Here is a 17,535-nt window from a genome sequence, read left to right on the forward strand (position 1 = left end):
CTTTAGAGGATCCTCCGGATAGGCTCGGGGTGGCGCGACTGCACTGTTCGAAAGCAAGGGATGGCAAGGTGACGGACGGAGCAGTATCTGAGGCCGCGCGCGTGCTGATCGCCGCGGACAAGTTCAAGGGCTCGCTCACGGCCGTTCAGGTCGCCGAGCGGGTGACAGCCGGCCTGCGCAGGGCCGTACCCGGCGTGGAGGTCGAGACCCTCCCCGTCGCGGACGGCGGCGACGGCACGGTCGCGGCCGCCGTGGCGGCCGGTTTCGAACGCCGGGAGGTACGGGTCACCGGGCCGCTCGGCGAGCCGGTCACGGCCGCCTTCGCCCTGCGCGACGGCACCGCGGTGGTCGAGATGGCGGAGGCCTCCGGCCTCCAGCTGCTCCCGGCGGGCGTCTTCGCCCCGCTGACCGCGACCACGTACGGCTCCGGCGAGGTCCTGAAGGCCGCCCTGGACGCCGGGGCCCGCACGATCGTCTTCGGCGTCGGCGGCAGCGCCACCACCGACGGCGGCGCGGGCATGCTCGCCGCGCTGGGCGCGGTGTTCCTGGACGCGGACGGCCGGCCCGTCGGTCCGGGCGGTGGCGCCCTGGCCGGGCTCGCCTCGGCCGACCTGTCGGGCATCGACCCGCGCTTCGCGGACGTCGGCTTCGTCCTGGCGAGCGACGTGGACAACCCGCTGACGGGCCCCAAGGGCTGCGCGGCGGTGTACGGGCCGCAGAAGGGCGCGACGCCCGAGGACGTGGAGGCGCTCGACGCGGCGCTCGCCCACTACGCGCGGGTCCTGGAGCAGGCGATCGGCCCGAAGGCCGCCGAGCTCGCGGCCTCGCCCGGCGCCGGAGGCGCGGGCGGCATCGGCTACGGCGCGCTGCTGCTCGGCGCGAGCTTCCGCCCCGGCATCGAGCTGATGCTGGACGTGCTCGGCTTCGCCCCCGCCCTGGAGCGGGCGACGCTGGTCATCACCGGCGAGGGCTCGCTGGACGAGCAGACCCTGCACGGCAAGGCCCCCGCGGGCGTCGCCGCGGCGGCGCGGGCTGCGGGCAAGGAGGTCGTCGCGGTGTGCGGCCGGCTCCGGCTGGACCAGTCGGCACTCCGCGCGGCCGGCATCCGCCGGGCGTACCCGCTGACGGAGCTCGAACCGGACCCGGCAACCTGCATCGCCAACGCGGGCCCCCTGCTGGAACAGGTGGCGGCGAACATCGCGGCGGAGGTGCTGGGCGCCTGACCGGCGCGGCCGCGCCCCCGCGGGCCGGGGGCGCGGTGGGGTCGGCCGGCGTCGGAGTGCGCGGCCGGCTCGATCGAGGAGGAGCGGTGCTTCCGCCGGGCGGGAGTGAAGGGCAGCGGGGGCTGCCCGCCGGTCCGCTGTCCTTCCGGGGCGGGACGGGCTGTCAAGGGCCCTCCTCCCCGGAAGAACGATGGGACTGACGGGAAGCCCCCACCGCCGAGTCCCTCCGCGCCCCGACCCGCCGAAGCCGCCCCTGCCCGCCCGCCCCGCGCCCGTCGCCATCCCCCACCCGGAGCACCACCCCCTGCCTCCGCCCCCACGCCTCCCGCCCCCTCCCGGGCCCCGCCCCCGCCGCCGTGCCCCGGTCCTCCCGCGTCCGTTCCCGGGCTCCACCCCGGCCTGGCCACGCGCGGATCCGCGTGTCGGTGTTAGAAATGGCTCATGGCGGGACGATTTGGTCGGCCCAGGAGATCGCCGCCCCGGCAGCCGACCGGGCAGGACCCGGGGCTGGTCGCGCGCTTCGCCCGGGGGGCGCACAGTGTCGCCGGCCAGGTCTTCGCGTTGCAGGCGGTGATCGTGCTGCTGCTGATCGCCGCCGCCGCGCTCGCCCTCCTGCTCCAGGCCCGCTACGACAGTGAGCGCGACGCCCGCAACCGCTCCCTGGCCGCCGCCGCGTCCTTCGCGCAGGCGCCGGGGCTGCCCGCCGCCCTGGCGGCGCCGGATCCGACGGCCGTGCTGCAGCCGCTCGCGGAGGCGGCGCGGAAGGCGTCCGGGGTGGACTTCGTCGCGGTGATGACCACCGACGGCATCCGCTACACCGACTCGCGGCCCGCGCTGATCGGCGAGCGGGCCTCCGGGGACCTGTCGCGCGCCGCCGGCGGCGAGGGGTTCACCGAGATGTTCCGCGGGGAGCCCAGCGACGCGGTGCGCGCCGTGGTGCCCGTGCGGAACGCGGACGGGCAGGTCATCGGGCTGGTTTCCACCGGGATAGAGGTCGGCAACGTCTCCGAGACCGTGGAGGGCCAGCTGCCGCTGCTGCTGGGCGCGGCGGCGGGGGCCCTGCTGCTCGGTACGGGCGGTGCCGCCCTGGTCAGCCGGCGGTTGCGGCGCCAGACGCGGGGGCTGGGCGCGGCGGAGATGGCGCGCATCAACGAGCACCACGAGGCGGTGCTGCACGCGGTCCGCGAGGGCGTCCTGATCATCAGTGCCGACCACCGGCTGCTGCTGGCCAACGACGAGGCGCGGCGGCTGCTGGCCCTCCCGGCGGACGCGGAGCAGCGGCACGTCTCCGAGCTGGGGCTGGATCCGGGGACGGAGGCGCTGCTGCTGTCGGGGCGGATCGCGACGGACGAGGTGCATCTGGCGGGCGACCGGCTGCTGGCGGTGAACGTGCGGCCGACGAAGCCGTACCGGGGGCACCCGTCGGGCAGTGTGATGACGCTGCGTGACTCGACGGAGCTCGCGGCGCTGTCGGGGCGTGCGGAGGTGGCCCGGGAGCGGCTGCAGATGCTGTACGAGGCGGGGGTGCGGATCGGGACGACGCTGGATGTGGCGCGGACGGCGGAGGAGCTGACGGAGGTGGCCGTTCCGCGGTTCGCGGACTTCGTGACGGTGGAGCTGTTGGAGCCGGTGCTGCGCGGGGAGGATCCGGCGCTCGCGGCGGGGGTGCAGACGGAGATGCGGCGGACGGCTGTGAGCGGGGTGCGCGGCGACCAGCCGTTGCAGCCGGTCGGGGACGTGATCCGGTTCGAGGTGCCGACGGCGCCGATGGCTGCGGCGCTGGACGCGGGCCGGGCGGTGCTGGCGGCGGATCTGAACGCGGCGATGGGGTGGCGTGCGCAGGACGAGCGGGGGACGCGGGAGGCGTTGGACTACGGGCTGCATTCGCTGATCTCGGTGCCGTTGCAGGCGCGCGGGGTCGTGCTGGGGATGGCGAATTTCTGGCGGGCGGACACGCCGGAGGCGTTCGACGAGGAGGACCTGTCGTTCGCGGAGGAGCTGGGGGCGCGGGCGGCGGTGTCCATCGACAACGCCCGCCGGTACACGCGGGAGCATGCGACGGCGGTGACGCTGCAGCAGAGCCTGCTGCCGCGGGTGCTGCCGGAGCAGAACGCGGTGGAGGCGGCGTTCCGGTACCTGCCGGCGAAGGCGGGGGTGGGCGGGGACTGGTTCGACGTGATCCCGCTGGCGGGGGCGCGGGTGGCGCTGATCGTGGGGGACGTGGTGGGGCACGGGGTGCATGCGGCCGCGACGATGGGGCGGCTGCGGACGGCCGTGCACAACTTCTCGACGCTGGACATGGCGCCGGACGAGCTGCTGGGGCACCTGGACGAGCTGATCGACCGGATCGACCAGAACGAGTCGGGCGCGGCGGGGTCGGGCCACGGCGGTGACGGGTCGGCGGAGCCGGCGGGGATCACGGGGGCGACGTGCCTGTACGCGGTGTACGACCCGGTGTCGGGGCGGTGCACGATGGCGAGTGCCGGGCATCCGGGGCCGGCGCTGGTGTGGCCGGACGGGCGGGTGGAGTTCCCGGAGGTGCCGGTGGGGCTGCCGCTGGGGGTGGGCGGGATGCCGTTCGAGGCGGTGGAGCTGCTGCTGCCGGAGTCGACCCGGCTGGCGCTGTTCACGGACGGGCTGCTGGAGGACCGGGACCGGGACTTCGACACGGGCTGCGCGATGCTGGGCGAGGTGCTGGGCCGTCCGGGCCGGCGGACGCCGGACGAGGAGTGCGCGGACGTGCTGGCGGCGCTGCTGTTCCCGTCTCCGAGTGACGACATCGCGCTGCTGATCGCGGACACGCGGCGGCTGGAGGCGGACCGGATCGCGGAGTGGGAGGTGCCGCCGGATCCGGCGGCGGTGTCGCGGGTGCGGGGGGCGAGTGCGGCCAAGCTGGCCGAGTGGGGGCTGGACGAGGTGGCGTTCACGGCCGAGCTGATCCTCAGCGAGCTGGTGACGAACGCGATCCGGTACGGGAACACGCCGATCCGGGTGCGGATGCTGCTCGACCGCAGCCTGATCTGCGAGGTGTCCGACGCGAGCAGCACCTCGCCGCACCTGCGGTACGCGGCGACGACCGACGAGGGCGGCCGCGGGCTGTTCCTGGTGGCGCAGTACGCGGACCGGTGGGGGACGCGGTACACGGAGCGCGGGAAGGTGATCTGGGCGGAGCTGCCGCTCACGGCGGCGGCGGAGCCGCCGGGTCCGGCGCCGGATCTGGACGCGCTGGAGGACCTGGCCTGGTGAGGGCCGGGCGGCGGCCCGGCTGGTGCTGTCGTCGTGCGGGTCAGGTGGGGGGCGGCGGGCCGGCTGTCGTCCGGGTGAGGAGGAGTGCGACGTCGTCCTGGGGGGCGGCGGGCAGCAGGTGGGCGAGGATCGTGTCGCACAGCCGGTCCAGGGGGCCGTGGGGGCCGCGCAGGGCCCAGCCGAGCTGGGCCATGCCCTGGTCGAGGTCGCGGTCGCGGGCCTCGATGAGGCCGTCGGTGTACAGGACGAGGAGGCTGCCGGGCGGCAGGGCGATGTGCTCGGTGCGGAATTCGCGGTCGCCGGTGCCGAGGGGGGTGCCGGGCGGGCCGTCGAGGAAGGTGACCCGGCCGTCGGCGGTGGCGACGGCGGGCGGGGGGTGGCCGGCGCGGGCGAGGGTGCAGCCGCCGGATGCGGGGTCGTGGACTGCGTACACGCAGGTGGCCATCTCGTCGGCGCCGAGGTCGGCGACGACGGCGTCGAGGGAGCGCAGCAGCTGGTCGGGGGGCACGCCGTGGCGGGCGAGGGTGCGTACGGCGGTGCGGAGCTGGCCCATGACGGCGGCGGCGTGGACGCCGTGGCCCATGACGTCGCCGATGACGAGGCCGGTGCGGCCGCCGGGGAGGCGGAGGGCGTCGTACCAGTCGCCGCCGACGTCGTGGTCGCTGGCGGGCAGGTAGCGGCCGGTCAGTTCGAGGCCGCTGACCTCGGGGAGGGTGCTGTTGGTGAGGCTGCGCTGGAGGGTGAGGGCGGCGCGCCGCTGGTTGGTGTACATGCGGGCGTTGTCGATGTTGAGTGCGGCGCGGGCGACGACCTCGTCGATGAGGACGCAGTCCTGTTCGTCGAAGGGTTCCCGGGTGGCGAGCCGGGTGACGGTGACGGCGCCGAGGACGGTGCCGCGGGCGACGAGCGGGATGAGGCGGGCGGAGCCGAGGCCGGCGAGGTAGGTGCGCAGGGCGTCGGCGCGGGGGTCGCGGATGAGGGCGGGGATGTCGGAGCGGTAGAGGTTCATGGGCCGGCCGTCGGCGATGACCTGCTCGTACACGGTCCCCGGGGGGATCTTGAAGGTCTGGCCGGGGAGGAGCCTGCTGGTGGGGGCGCCGGGGTCGGGGAAGGCGGCGGCGAGGCGGCGCAGGACGCTGCGGTGGGTGCCGGCTCCGTCCTCGTCGAGGACGGCTTCGAGGAGTTGGACGTCGGCGGAGTCGGCGAGGCGCGGGACGAGCACTTGGGCGATCTCCTCGGCCGTCTGCCGCAGGTCGAGGGTGGTGCCGATGCGGGTGCCGGCCTCGGCGAGGACGGCGAAGCGGCGGCGGGCCCGTTCGGCGTCGAGCTGGGCCTGCCGGCTGTCGGTGATGTCGATCAGGGAGGCGATGACGCCGAGGGCGCGGCCGGATCCGTCGAGGAGGGGGGCGTAGGAGCAGGACCAGGTCCGGTCGTGGTCGGGGTCGGCGGGGGTGCGGCCGGTGCGGCGGACGTCGACGACGGCGGTGCCGCGTTCGAGGACCTGCTGCATGGTCGCCTCCAGGGCGGCGGCGTTGACGCCGGGGACGACCTCGGTGAGCCGTTTGCCGAGGTGGTCGGCGGCGCTGACGCCGTTCATGCGTGCGAGGGCGTCGTTGACGCGCAGGAACCGCAGGTCGGGGCCGAGGGTGGCCAGCCCGATCGGCGACTGCGTGAACAGGCTCTGGAGGGCGGCGAGGGAGTCCCGCATGCGCAGGACCTCGCTGGTCTCCACCGCGATGAGGAGGGCGCCGGTGCGGCCCTGCCGGTCGACGGCGGGGACGATCCACATCTCCATGGTGACGCGGTGGCCGTCGCGGTGGCGGACGGGCAGGGTGCCGACGACGGTCTCGCCGGCCTGGACGCGCCGGGTGAGCTGGCGGGCCAGCTCGTGGTTGGTGTCGGGGACGAGGACGTCGGCACCCGACCGGCCGAGGATGTCCTCGGGGCGGTGCCCGAGGAGGTCCTGGGCGGCGAGCGACCATTCCACGACGCGCCCGTCGGCGTCCTCCCGCCACAGGGCGATCGGCAGCAGCTCGCGGAGCACGCCCGCGTACCCGACCGCCGCGGTGGGCCGGTCCGGGCCGCCGCTCGCCGACTGCTTCGTGTCCACCCTCACCGACCTCACCCCGGAGGGTCCGATTCGTACCGAATTCACCCTATCCGAGGCTCAGGGGCGAGGCCCTGCCCCGCGGGCCGTACGGGCCCGCCCGCGCGGGTACAGCCACGGCAGCGCGAAGGTGGTCCACAGCAGCACCGCGTACAGGACGAGCACGCCCCACCAGCCGCCGAGCGGGCCCCGGCCGAACTGCACCAGGGCGGCAGCCGCTCCCCCGGCCAGCGCCGCCGGCGGCAGCAGCGGCCACCGGTCGGCCCCGGGGGCGAGGAGGGCCGCCGCGGCGAGGGCGGAGCAGGCCCCGACGAGCACCGTCCGCTCCGCCGGGCCCAGGCCGGGGGTGTGCACGCCGTGCAGGAAGCCGAGGGCGACCGGCGGGAGGGCGGCCGCCGCGATCGGCAGCGCCGTGCGGGCGGGGGCCAGCAGGCTCCGCGGCAGGGCCTGCCGCACGCCGCAGGCCAGGGCGAGCGCGGCGTACAGGCAGATCGGGACGTGCGGGAGCAGCGAACCCCACCGGCCGGTCGCGAAGGCGGTGGCGAGCCACAGCAGCACGGCGGCGGCCAGGGTGCTCCACGGCGCCAGCACCCCGCTGAGCGGGGGCGCCCACACGAGCGGTTTCAGCAGCCCGAGCACGCCCTGCGGCAGGCGGCTCCAGCGGCGGCCGGCCGGCTGGACCGCCGGCCAGGCGAGCAGCCCGGCGCGCAGGGCCGCCCGGCGGGGGTCGGGGGCGCGCAGCAGCCCGCCGACGGTTTCGGAGCCGGTGGCGGCGAAGGCGTCGAGGGCCTCGTCGAAGCGCTCCGGGCCGAGGGGCGGCAGGTCGGGCAGGGGGTCGGGGGGCCGGTTGCCGCCGCCGAGCGCGAGGAGGAGCGGGAGCTCCTCGTCGAGGATCTCGCGCTGGCGCAGCTCGGTCAGCACGTCGCGTACGCGCTGCCAGGGGCCGACGGCCTGCGGGGAGCGGGCCGCGAGGTCGGCGGCCCAGGCGCCGGTGAACCGGGCGCCCAGGCCGGTCGCCTCGGCGAGGCGGCTGCCCAGCTCCGGCAGGTCGGCGGCGAGGGCCGCGTAGCGCTGCTCCAGGCGCTCGTCGGTGGCGGCGACGGAGACCAGGGAGGCGGCGCCGTCGAGGCGGCCCCACGTCCAGTCGCTCATCCGCCACCGGACGCTGAGGAAGGCCGCGAAGTTGTTCAGCTGGTTGCCGCTGAGCTTGGCGCGGACGATGTCCTCGGCCTGCGGCGCCTCGCCCAGGCGGCCGAGGACCGTGCGGGTCGCCCAGCTGGTGTCGGCGGCCGAGACGGCCCGGAAGGAGATGCCGGTGGGCTCGGCGAGGGGGTCCGGGCGCAGCGGCCCCAGGAGCACCTCCGCGAAGGCGAGCGCGTCGCCCATCCCGGGGAACGGGGCCGTGGCGGCTTCCTTCAGCGGCTCGTAGCCGTCGAGGCCGGGGGGCGCGGCCTGCCCGATCCGGCCGGCGAGGTGGGTCAGCAGCGGCCACAGGGGGGCGTGGACGGCGGCGAGGTCCTCGGACGCGGCGGGCGGCGGGGCGGGGGCGGGCGGGGCGGTGGTGACGGCCCGGGCGAGGCGGAGGGCCCAGGCCTCCCACTCTGCCGGGGGCGACTCGGGCGGCGGGGTGTGGGGCAGGAGCGCCCGGAGGCGCAGCGCGGCGCTCCGGTAGGGTGCGGCGGCGTCGGCGGGCGGCTCCCCGCCGGCCAGTGCCTCGCGGTAGGCGGCCAGCAGGAGCCGGTCCCGGGCCGCGATCACGGCGGCGACGGCGAAGCGGGCGGCGTAGAGCCGGCGGCGCAGCTCCCGGACCGTGCCGGAGTCGGCGAGCGGGTCGGCGTCCTCCCAGGCGCGCACCCAGTCCATGAGCAGGCGCACCGTGCGGGCCAGGGGCAGCGGCGAACAGCCGGGCCGGGGCAGGGCGGCCGCCCCGTCGGGCAGGACGAGCCGGGCCGCGGCCGCGGGCTCGCGCAGCCGGGCGAACAGCTCGGCGGCTCCGCTGCCGTGCGCGTCCAGCGGGTCCAGCGGGCCGGGTCCGGCGGGCAGCGGCAGGGCGTCCGGGCCGGTCACGTCGGCCGGGTCCGCGAGGAGCCGGATCAGCCGCGCGGCCTCGGCGGCGCCGACGGTGCGCCGGTAGCGGCCCAGGCGGGCGAAGGCGGTCTCGCCGAGCGTGTCGAGGTGCGGGGGCAGGACGCCGCCGGCGCAGTGCCGGTACCGGGCCGCGGCCTCGGCGGCGTCCAGTTCGAGGGCGTCGTCGCGGAGCGACTCCGCGCCGGCCTTCACCGCGAAGGAGCCGGCGGCCGCACGGACGAGGCGTGTGGCCCCGCGCCGGGCCGCCCGGCCGGTGGCGGGGGCCGGCGGGAACGGCGGCACGGGCTGCAGGAACAGCAGCCACCGCTCGGCGGGGCGGACCGCGGGGGCCGCGGCGATGGCCCGCACCGCCCAGGCGACGGGGATGTTGTCGAGCACTCCCCCGTCGACGAGCTCGACGCAGCCGTCCAGGTCGGGGTCCGGGTGGCCCGTCTCGCTGCTGACGCCGCGCATGTCGACGGTGTACGGGTCGGCGGAGGCCAGCTGCGAGCCGGGGCCGACGTACACCCGGGCGGGCTCGAAGGCGCCCGGGAAGGACGACGAGGCGCGCGCCGCGTACGCCAGCCGGGCGAGGGCGGCGTCGCGGGCGGTGCCGGTGGACTCGTCCGGGAAGTCGGTCAGGCCGGCGCGGTGGCGGAACCGGAAGGAGGCCTGTGAGCGGCCGACGAGGAGCGGCGCGCCGAGGGTGGGCCGCACCCGGTCCGGGCGGGGCCGCAGCCGGGTCGCGGTCAGCATCAGCCGCAGCGAGGCGGGCGGCTTCCAGCCGGGCGGAGCCTCGTCGACGAGCCGGCCGAGGGCGGTGCACAGCTCCTGGTGGAAGACGGCGTCCCCGCGCAGCAGCGAATCGGGCACGGAGAACGGCCGCGACCGCCGGAGCAGCCCCTCCAGATCCCCCACCTCCAGCCAGAGGTCGCGTACGCCCCGCCCGAACGGCATCCCGTAGACCAGATGGCAGGCCATCAGCACCCCGTTCAGCCCTCCGGCACTGGTCCCTGCCAGCACATCGATGTCGACATGCCGATACCCGCAGGCCGCCAGCATCCCCCGGTACACCCCCTGCCCGCCGCCGGCGGGCGGGTCTGCGGCCTCGGCGCCGCCCGCGGCACCCGGGCGGACCGCACTGCCCGCAGCCCCAGGGCCGGCCGGCGTGTCCGACGAGTACAGCCCCTCCCCACCCGGCGCTCCCTCCGCCCCTTCCGGCCCGCCCTGCCCGCCCGCGGCATCGGCGGCGGGCGGCTGGGCGCCCTCGCGGCCCTGCGGGCGTCGCCCGGGAGCCGCGGCCCGCAGAGCCGCGGTCTCACAGCACGCCCCGCCCATCCACACGGCGAGGCTGACGCCTCCGCGCATCGCCAGGGCAAGGCGCAGCTCCGTGGCGGGCCGGCCCGGGGGGTCGTCGCTCATGCCCCCAGCTTGGCCCGGGACCAAGCGCCCCGCACCCGGGCGACCCGAGCGCCTCGGGGGTGCACCACGGGAGGACGGAAGTCGCCTCACAGGCAGGCGGTTTGGCCGACGGGAGGCCCGGCAGGGCACCCGTCGGGCGGGCTCCCCGCACCCGCGGGCGGGGGCGGGAGACCCGGTACCCGCCGCAAGCGGCATGCGGTCACCGGCACCCGCGACGCGGCCCGGTCCGACGCGGCGCGCATCCGGCCGGACGCGCTCCCCGGCAGACCGGCCAACTCAGATTGCGATCCACGGAGATTGACGTGCCGCCGGCAGAAGGGAGCAACGGCGCAGGCTTCGCGTGCCCGGCGGACAGCGCCCACTCCGCCCTCATCGGGGCCGGCCCTGACAGGCCCGGCCCAGGCCTCGCGGCAGCCGGCATGAGAAGGGCCGTGTACGCGGCAGGGCGGCAGCGTGCGGGGCACCTACCGTCCGGTGTCACCGGGCGGGTGCAGTTGGAGCAGGTCCCAGCGGTTGCCGTACAGGTCCCGGAAGACGGCGACCATGCCGTACGGCTCCTGCCGGGGCGCCTCCTCGAACACGACGCCGGCCGCCCGCATCCGCGCGTGGTCGCGGTCGAACGCGTCGGTGTGGAGGAACCAGCCGACCCGGCCGCCGGTCTGGTCTCCGATACGGGCCTCCTGGTCGCCGGTCGCGGCCCTGGCCAGGAGCAGGGCCGTCTCCCGGGACCCGGGCGGGGCGACGACCACCCATCGCTTGTCGTCGTCGATCCGGGTGTCTTCCCGGAGCTCGAACCCGAGGGCGTCCCGATAGTAGGCGATGGCTTCGTCGTAGTCACGTACGACCACGGTCACGAGTCCGAGACGGGGCATGAGGCGATCCTGCCTCCGCGGCGCACCCATGCGCCATCCTGACCCGCCCGGCCCCCTGAGCCTTCCCCGGCGTGGGCCGCGGCCGCGGCGCGCCCGGGGCCCTCACGTGGGGCGCCCGGCTTACTCCCAGTCGTCCCAGGGCGGGTCGGTTTCCTCCGCGTCGAAGGGGGGTTCCTCGTCCAGCGGGGGCTCGTCGTCGTGCGGCGGGCGGGCTGCGGGGGCCGGACTCGGGGCCTCTGCGGCTGCCGGGGCCGCCGTGGACAGGGGGGCCAGGGTCGCCAGGATGCCTTCCGCGTACTTGGCCAGCTTCGCCTCGCCCACGCCGCCCACCGTGCCCAGTTCCGCCGTGGTCGTGGGGAGGCGGGTGGCGATCTCCCGCAGCGTCGCGTCGTGGAAGACGACGTACGCCGGGACGCCCTGCTCGCGGGCGGTGGCGGCGCGCCAGGCCCGGAGGGCCTCGAAGACGGGGACCGCGGCCGCCGGGAGGTCGACCGGTACGCGGGCGCCCTTGCTGCCGCGGCTTCCGGATTCCTTGCGGGCCTGGCCGCCGGCCGGTGCCTTCTCCTTCCGCAGGAGGACGGTCCGGCGGCCGCCGAGGACTTCCCCGCTGGCCTCGGTCAGGACGAGTGTCCCGTACTCGCCCTCGACGGCGAGCAGGCCGAGGGCCAGCAGCTGGCGGACGACGCCGCGCCATTCTGCGGTGCCGAGGTCCGCCCCGACGCCGAAGACGGACAGCTGGTCGTGGTCGAACTGGATGACCTTGGCGGTCTTCTTGCCCTGGAGGATGTCGATGATCTGGCCGGCGCCGAACTTCTGCCGCCGCTCGCGGGCGAGCCGCCACACCGTGGACAGGAGTTTCTGCGCGGCGACCGTGCCGTCCCAGGATTCGGCGGGGGTCAGGCAGGTGTCGCAGTTGCCGCAGGGGCCGGACTCCTGCCCGAAGTAGGCGAGCAGCCGGACCCGGCGGCAGTCGACGGTCTCGCAGAGGGCGAGCATGGCGTCGAGATGTGCGGTCAGCGAGCGGCGGTGGGCGTCGCTGCCCTCCGATCCCTCGATCATCTTGCGCTGCTGGACGACGTCCTGGAGCCCGTACGCGAGCCAGGCGGTGGCGGGTTCGCCGTCGCGGCCGGCGCGGCCGGTCTCCTGGTAGTAGCCCTCCAGTGACTTGGGCAGGTCGAGGTGGGCGACGAAGCGCACGTCCGGCTTGTCGATGCCCATGCCGAACGCGATCGTCGCCACGACGACCACGCCCTCCTCGCGCAGGAACCGGGACTGGTTGGCGGCGCGGGTCGCGGCGTCCATGCCGGCGTGGTAGCCGACGGCGTCGATGCCGTGTTCCGCGAGGAACGCCGCGGTCTTCTCCACGGAGGACCGCGACAGGCAGTAGACGACGCCGGCGTCCCCCTCGTGCTCGGTGCGGATCAGGTCCAGGAGCTGCTTGAGCGGGTTGTTCTTCCCCGCGATCCGGTACTGGATGTTGGGCCGGTCGAAGCTCGCGACGAAGTGCCGGGCGTCCTCCAGGCCGAGCCGCGTGGCGATCTCGGCGTGCGTCGCCGGGGTGGCCGTGGCGGTCAGGGCGATCCGCGGGACGGCGGGCCAGCGCTCGTGGAGCATCGACAGCGCGAGGTAGTCGGGGCGGAAGTCGTGGCCCCACTGGGCGACGCAGTGCGCCTCGTCGATGGCGAAGAGGGAGACCTCGCCCTGGTCGAGGAGGCGCTGCGTGCCCTCGGTGCGGAGCCGTTCGGGGGCGAGGTAGAGGAGGTCGAGCTCGCCGGCGAGGAAGAGCTGCTCAACGGTGCGCCGCTCGTCGATGCCCTGGGTGGAGTTCAGGAAGCCGGCCCGGACGCCGAGCGCGGTCAGTGCGTCGACCTGGTCCTGCATGAGGGCGATCAGCGGGGAGACCACCACGCCGGTGCCGCGCCGGACCAGGGCCGGGATCTGGTAGCAGAGCGACTTGCCGCCGCCGGTGGGCATCAGCACGAGGGCGTCGCCGCCGCCCGCGACGTGCTCGATGATCTGCTGCTGCTCGCCGCGGAAGGAGTCGTACCCGAAGACGCGGTGGAGTACCTCCAGGGCGGCGCTGGTCTCGGGGGTCGCGTCCGTAAGGGTCATGACGGGCAGCCTACCGACCCGCGGGGACACCGCGCTGCGGCCTGTGGAAAACCCCGGCGGCCGGAGTGCGGTCAGTGGCCGTGGCGGGCGGCGAGGAGGCGGTGCAGGCGGCCCGCCCCGTCGTCCGCGGGTACGGGCGCGGGCTCCGGCCGCGGGCCGGGGCGGGCGGGCTCCCCGGCGGCGTCCGCGGACGGCTCGGGGGACGGCTCGGGGGACGGCTCCGCGGCCGGGCACCACAGTGCGGCGGCGGCGAGCGCGGAGCCGGCGGCGAGCACCCCGAGGGCGGCGGCGGCCGCGGTCAGGCCGGCGGTGGCGCCGACCCAGCCGGCCAGCGGGTACGTCAGCAGCCAGCCGGCGTGTGAGAGGGAGAACTGCGCGGCGAAGGCCTCGGTGCGCCGCCCGGCCGGGACCGCCCTGCGCACCAGGCGGCCCGCGGGGGTGAGCACCGCGGACCCGGCGGCGCCGAGCGACGCCCACGCGGCGAGCAGGGCGGGCCAGCGCCAGGGCCCGGGCGCGGCGGCGGTCAGGGCGCCGGCCGCGGCGAGGACGGCGGCGAGGGCGGCTCCGCCGCGCAGCATGACGGTGCGGTCGGGGACGCGGTCGAGGAGCCGGGGCAGGGCGAGGGCGACGGCCATGGAGCCGGCCCCGTAGGCCCCGAGCGCGAGGGCGACGTCGCCCGTGCCGCGGCCCAGCAGGTCGCGGACGTAGACGACGGTGTTGACGGCGACGAGGGAGCCTGCGGCGGCCACGGCCAGGTTCAGCAGGAGCAGGGCGCGCAGGGGCGGGGCGGCAAGGAGGAGGCGCATGCCGGCGGCGGCGCGGGTGTGCGCGTGCCCGGCGTGCCGGCCGGCCCCGGCTGCGGCGGTGTCCGCCGCCGGTCGCGGTACGGCGGCGGACAGGACGAGTACGGCGGAGGCGAGGAAGCCGGCGACGGTGCCGAGGAAGAGGCGGTCGTAGGTGGTGACGGCGAGGAGGGCGGCGGCCAGGGCGGGGCTGAACAGGCTCTCCAGGTCGTAGGCGAGACGGGAGAGGGAGAGGGCGCGGGTGTAGTCGCGCTCGTCGGGCAGGACGTCGGGTATCACCGCCTGGAAGGTGGGGGTGAACGCGGCGGAGGCCGCCTGGAGCAGGAAGACCAGCAGGTAGACCTGCCAGACGCGGTCGACGAACGGCAGGGAGAGGGCGACGGCGGCGCGGGCGAGGTCCGAGCCGGCCATGAGGGCGCGGCGCGGCAGCCGGTGCGCGAGGGCGCCGACGGCGGGCGCGACGGCGACGTACGCCACCATCTTGATCGCCAGGGCGGTGCCGAGGACGGATCCGGCGCGAGGTCCGGCGAGGTCGTAGGCGAGGAGTCCGAGGGCGACGGTGGCCAGGCCGGTGCCGGTGAGGGCGACGACCTGGGCGGCGAACAGGTGCCGGTAGGTGCGGTTGCGCAGGACCGGGAGCATGCGGGGGCCTTCCACTCGGCGGGGCGGGCTCTCCCTACCACCGTAGCGTCATGTGCGCAGATGCGCACATGACGATCACGCTCCGGATGGAGCCGCCCGCGCATCCGGACCAGCCCAAGCGCCGCGCGCCGAGCGCCGCGCGCCGTGGACCGGGTGCCACGGATCGGGGCCACGGGTCCGGCGCCTCGCGCCGGGTACCAGGGGCCCGCACGCAGCGGGCCGGGCGGCACCTCGTCGGGGCGGGACCCCTAGGCTGTCCCCATGCCTCCGAGCAATCCCCTGCCACCTGCCGACGCCTCGCACCTGCGGGCGCCGGACGGTGCGCGGCTGGCCGAGGCGGCGGCCGTGTTCGCCCTGCTGTCCGACGCCACGCGCCTGCACCTGCTGTGGCTCCTCGCCCAGGGCGAGTCCGATGTCGGCTCGCTGGCCGAGCAGTGCGCCGCCTCCCGGACGGCCGTCAGCCAGCACCTGGCGAAGCTGCGGCTCGCGCGGCTGGTGGAGGCCCGCAAGGAGGGGCGGTACGTCCACTACCGGCTGACCGACGGCCACCTGCGGCGGCTGGTCCTGGAGGCGCTCAGCCACGCCGACCACCGGGTGAGCGGAGAGGCCCCGCACGACTGACACGTGCCGCGGCCGCACCTGGCCCGTGCCTCCCTCGGCGGCCCGCGACGTGTCGGGGCCGCCCCGCTGCGGGTAGTCCTCCGGGGTCCGCGCCGGGTCGGCCGGCGGGACGGCCGCGGACGGGCCGGCACGCCTGCGGCCGGGGCGCCCTCACCGCCGGCGGGGAGCGCACATGACCGATCCGCAGACCCGCGGCGCCGGGGGCGGGGGCGGGGACCGCCCGGACCGGCTGGTCCAGATCGTGCACCTGACCAGCCCGGACGGCGTCCCGCCCGGCCTCGCCCGCGAACTCGCCGACTGCTGGGCGGCCGTGGTCAACGCCGGCGGCGCCGTGATCGCGCCGGGCATGCCCATGCCCCCCGTGGCCGCCTCCGCCGTCGCGCCCGTGGTGGAGCTCCTCCTCGGCGGACTGCATCCGGCGCGGTGCCGGCTGCTCGCCGCCGTACGCGGCGGGGCGCTCGCGGGGTGGCTGGTCCTGCGCCGCGACCCCCACCCGCTGGTCGCCCACTGCGCGGTGGTCAACCACGTCCAGACTCACCCGGGGTTCCGGGGCCGCGGCACGGGGACCGCGCTCATGGGGGCCGCGGCCGCCGTGGCGCGCGGCGCGATGGGGGTGGAACGGCTGCACCTCAGCGTGCGGTCCGGCTGCGGTCTGGAGGGGTTCTACCGGAGGCTGGGCTGGGAGGAGGTCGGCCGCTGGCCGGGGGCGCTCCGGGTGGCTCCGGGCGACGACCGGGACGACATCCTGATGAGCCTCACCCTTTGACTCCTCCCCGCCCTGAAGGGACGGGGATTCCCAGCTCACTTCGCCTGACCCCCGGCGGGGGTGCAGGTCTTACAAGATCAGCACTGGCCGGGTACGAGACCAGCCCGGACGAGCATCACGCGGGCGGAGTTCTTGTCCCTGGGGGACACTGCTGCGCACGCGGTGCACGTATACGTTCTCTCGGAAAGAGGCAGGCGGTGCTTGGCTCTCGCTCCGCAGTGCGCGCAGTCCATGGTGGTGTGCGCGGGGTGGACCAGGTGCACGGTGCGCCCGTGCTTGCGGGCCATCTCGACCAGCGCGGTCTTGACGGCTCCGATCGCGGCGTCTGCCGCCTTGCGGGCCATGGTGGACTTGGCGAGGAACTTCGGGCGGAAGTCCTCCACGGCGAGGTGGTCGAAGTCGCGGACGACGGCCTTGGCCCACTTGCGGCCGGTGTCCTGCCGCTGCCGGGCGATCTTCTTGGACACCTTCGCCGCCGCCCGGCGGGCCTTCCGGTAGCCGTTGGTGTCGGGCCGGTTTCTTCGCAGTCCGGCGCCGGGCCATCATCCGCTGGTAGTGCGCGAGCCTGGCCGCGGCCGTCTTCACGTGCTGGGCGTGGGGAAGGTCGTGGGCGTCGGACGTGGTGGTGGCGGTCTCGCTGACGCCCCAGTCGATGCCGATGGCCCGTCCGGTCTCCGGCAGGGCCTCGGTCACCGCCTGGACGACGAACGACGCGTACCAGTGGCCGAGGCTGTCCCGGTACACCCGCACGCTCGACGGGTCGGACGGCAGGCCACGCGACCACACCACCGTCAGCACGATCCCGCCCGCCAGGTGGAGGCGGCCGCCCTTGAGGCGGAAACCCCGCTGGGTGTAGTTCAGCGACGGCAGCGCGTCCCGCTTCCGCTTGATCCGGGGCATCCCGGCCCGCTGCCGCATCGGCAACCGCGCCTTGACGTCCCCCAGCGCCTTCGCCCGGGACTTGGCGAAGTCCCGGATGATCTGCTGCTGAGGAACCGAAGCACCCTCACGCAGCCACGCCATCGACCGGCGCGCCCCGGTCAGCATCCTGTCGAGCTGCGCCGGACCACACGTGATCTTCTCCTCGGCGTCCCGGTTGAGCCGGTGGACCTTGCGGGACATCGCCACGCACTCGTTCCACACCCACCGGCACCGCCCCCACTCCGCTTCCACAGCGGTACGGGCCGTGGACGACAGACGCAGCCGGAAGGTGTACCGGGCGTGCCCGGCCACCGTCTCGGACATCACTGCCGTCGTCATGATCCGCAACGTAACATCCGCCACTGACAACGAAAGAGAGTGCAGGCCAGAACAGATGCGAAGAGAACTCCGGCGCTCCGCGCCTCCGCGCCAAGGACCCATTCCTCCCCGGCCTGAAGGCCGGGGCATCCTGGGAGAAATCAGGTGACCGCCGCCGGACCGGCGGCGCGCAAGGCCCGGGCTGGGCCGCGAGGCGCCCCGTGGCACGAACCGGCGCGGGGCGCGGGGCCCGCGTACGCCCACGCCCACGCCCGGGCATCGCACCGGCCGGGCCTCCGGGCCGGGCAGGGGTCGCCCCGCGCGGGCTTCCGTACGCCGTCCCCGGCTTCCGCATCGCGGCCGTCACCCCCGGCCGCCGCGCCGGGCGGCAGACTCCGGGCCGGGCGTTGGGCCG

Annotated in this window: 9 protein-coding genes and 1 pseudogene; 4 read left to right on the top strand and 6 right to left on the bottom strand. The window is 76.2% G+C overall.

Annotated elements, in window-relative coordinates; translation table 11 throughout:
• Window positions 1–68 precede the first annotated feature (68 nt).
• Window positions 69–1,223, top strand: a complete 1,155-nt coding sequence (locus MUK52_RS05365) for a glycerate kinase (protein ID WP_284574904.1) — start codon at window positions 69–71, stop codon at window positions 1,221–1,223.
• A gap of 441 nt (window positions 1,224–1,664) precedes the next feature.
• Window positions 1,665–4,469: a SpoIIE family protein phosphatase gene (locus MUK52_RS05370; protein WP_284574905.1), complete on the top strand. Its 2,805-nt coding sequence runs from the start codon at window positions 1,665–1,667 to the stop codon at window positions 4,467–4,469.
• Between the two features lie 40 nt (window positions 4,470–4,509).
• Here MUK52_RS05370 and MUK52_RS05375 read toward each other — a convergent pair whose 3' ends face one another.
• The 5 genes from MUK52_RS05375 to MUK52_RS05395 all read right to left on the bottom strand — a co-directional run bounded on the left by MUK52_RS05375 (window position 4,510) and on the right by MUK52_RS05395 (window position 14,494).
• Window positions 4,510–6,579, bottom strand: a complete 2,070-nt coding sequence (locus MUK52_RS05375) for a SpoIIE family protein phosphatase (protein ID WP_114054957.1) — start codon at window positions 6,577–6,579, stop codon at window positions 4,510–4,512.
• 57 nt (window positions 6,580–6,636) lie between these two features.
• Window positions 6,637–10,065, bottom strand: a complete 3,429-nt coding sequence (locus tag MUK52_RS05380) for a DUF3376 domain-containing protein (RefSeq protein ID WP_284574906.1) — start codon at window positions 10,063–10,065, stop codon at window positions 6,637–6,639.
• 464 nt (window positions 10,066–10,529) lie between these two features.
• The gene (locus MUK52_RS05385) at window positions 10,530–10,937 is read right to left on the bottom strand and encodes a VOC family protein (protein WP_284574907.1); all 408 of its coding nucleotides are present in this window, start codon (window positions 10,935–10,937) and stop codon (window positions 10,530–10,532) included.
• A 120-nt stretch (window positions 10,938–11,057) separates the two neighbouring features.
• Window positions 11,058–13,049, bottom strand: a complete 1,992-nt coding sequence (gene recQ, locus MUK52_RS05390; protein ID WP_114054954.1) for a DNA helicase RecQ — start codon at window positions 13,047–13,049, stop codon at window positions 11,058–11,060.
• 71 nt (window positions 13,050–13,120) lie between these two features.
• A complete protein-coding gene (locus MUK52_RS05395) occupies window positions 13,121–14,494 on the bottom strand; it encodes an MFS transporter (RefSeq protein ID WP_284574908.1) in 1,374 nt (457 codons plus the stop codon).
• Window positions 14,495–14,755: 261 nt separating this feature from the next.
• On the opposite strand from MUK52_RS05395, the gene MUK52_RS05400 reads away from it, so the two are divergent.
• Window positions 14,756–15,115, top strand: a complete 360-nt coding sequence (locus MUK52_RS05400; RefSeq protein WP_284574909.1) for an ArsR/SmtB family transcription factor — start codon at window positions 14,756–14,758, stop codon at window positions 15,113–15,115.
• Between the two features lie 172 nt (window positions 15,116–15,287).
• Entirely contained in the window at window positions 15,288–15,881 is a 594-nt protein-coding gene (locus MUK52_RS05405; protein ID WP_284574910.1) for a GNAT family N-acetyltransferase, read from the top strand.
• Here MUK52_RS05405 and MUK52_RS05410 read toward each other — a convergent pair.
• Window positions 15,871–17,141: pseudogene (locus tag MUK52_RS05410) on the bottom strand (RNA-guided endonuclease InsQ/TnpB family protein). The gene MUK52_RS05405 and the pseudogene MUK52_RS05410 sit on opposite strands and share 11 nt — an antisense overlap.
• Between the last annotated feature and the right edge of the window lie 394 nt (window positions 17,142–17,535).

The sequence above is a fragment of the Streptomyces sp. 2P-4 genome (assembly GCF_030167965.1).
GTDB classification, from domain to species: Bacteria; Actinomycetota; Actinomycetes; order Streptomycetales; family Streptomycetaceae; genus Streptomyces; species Streptomyces globosus_A.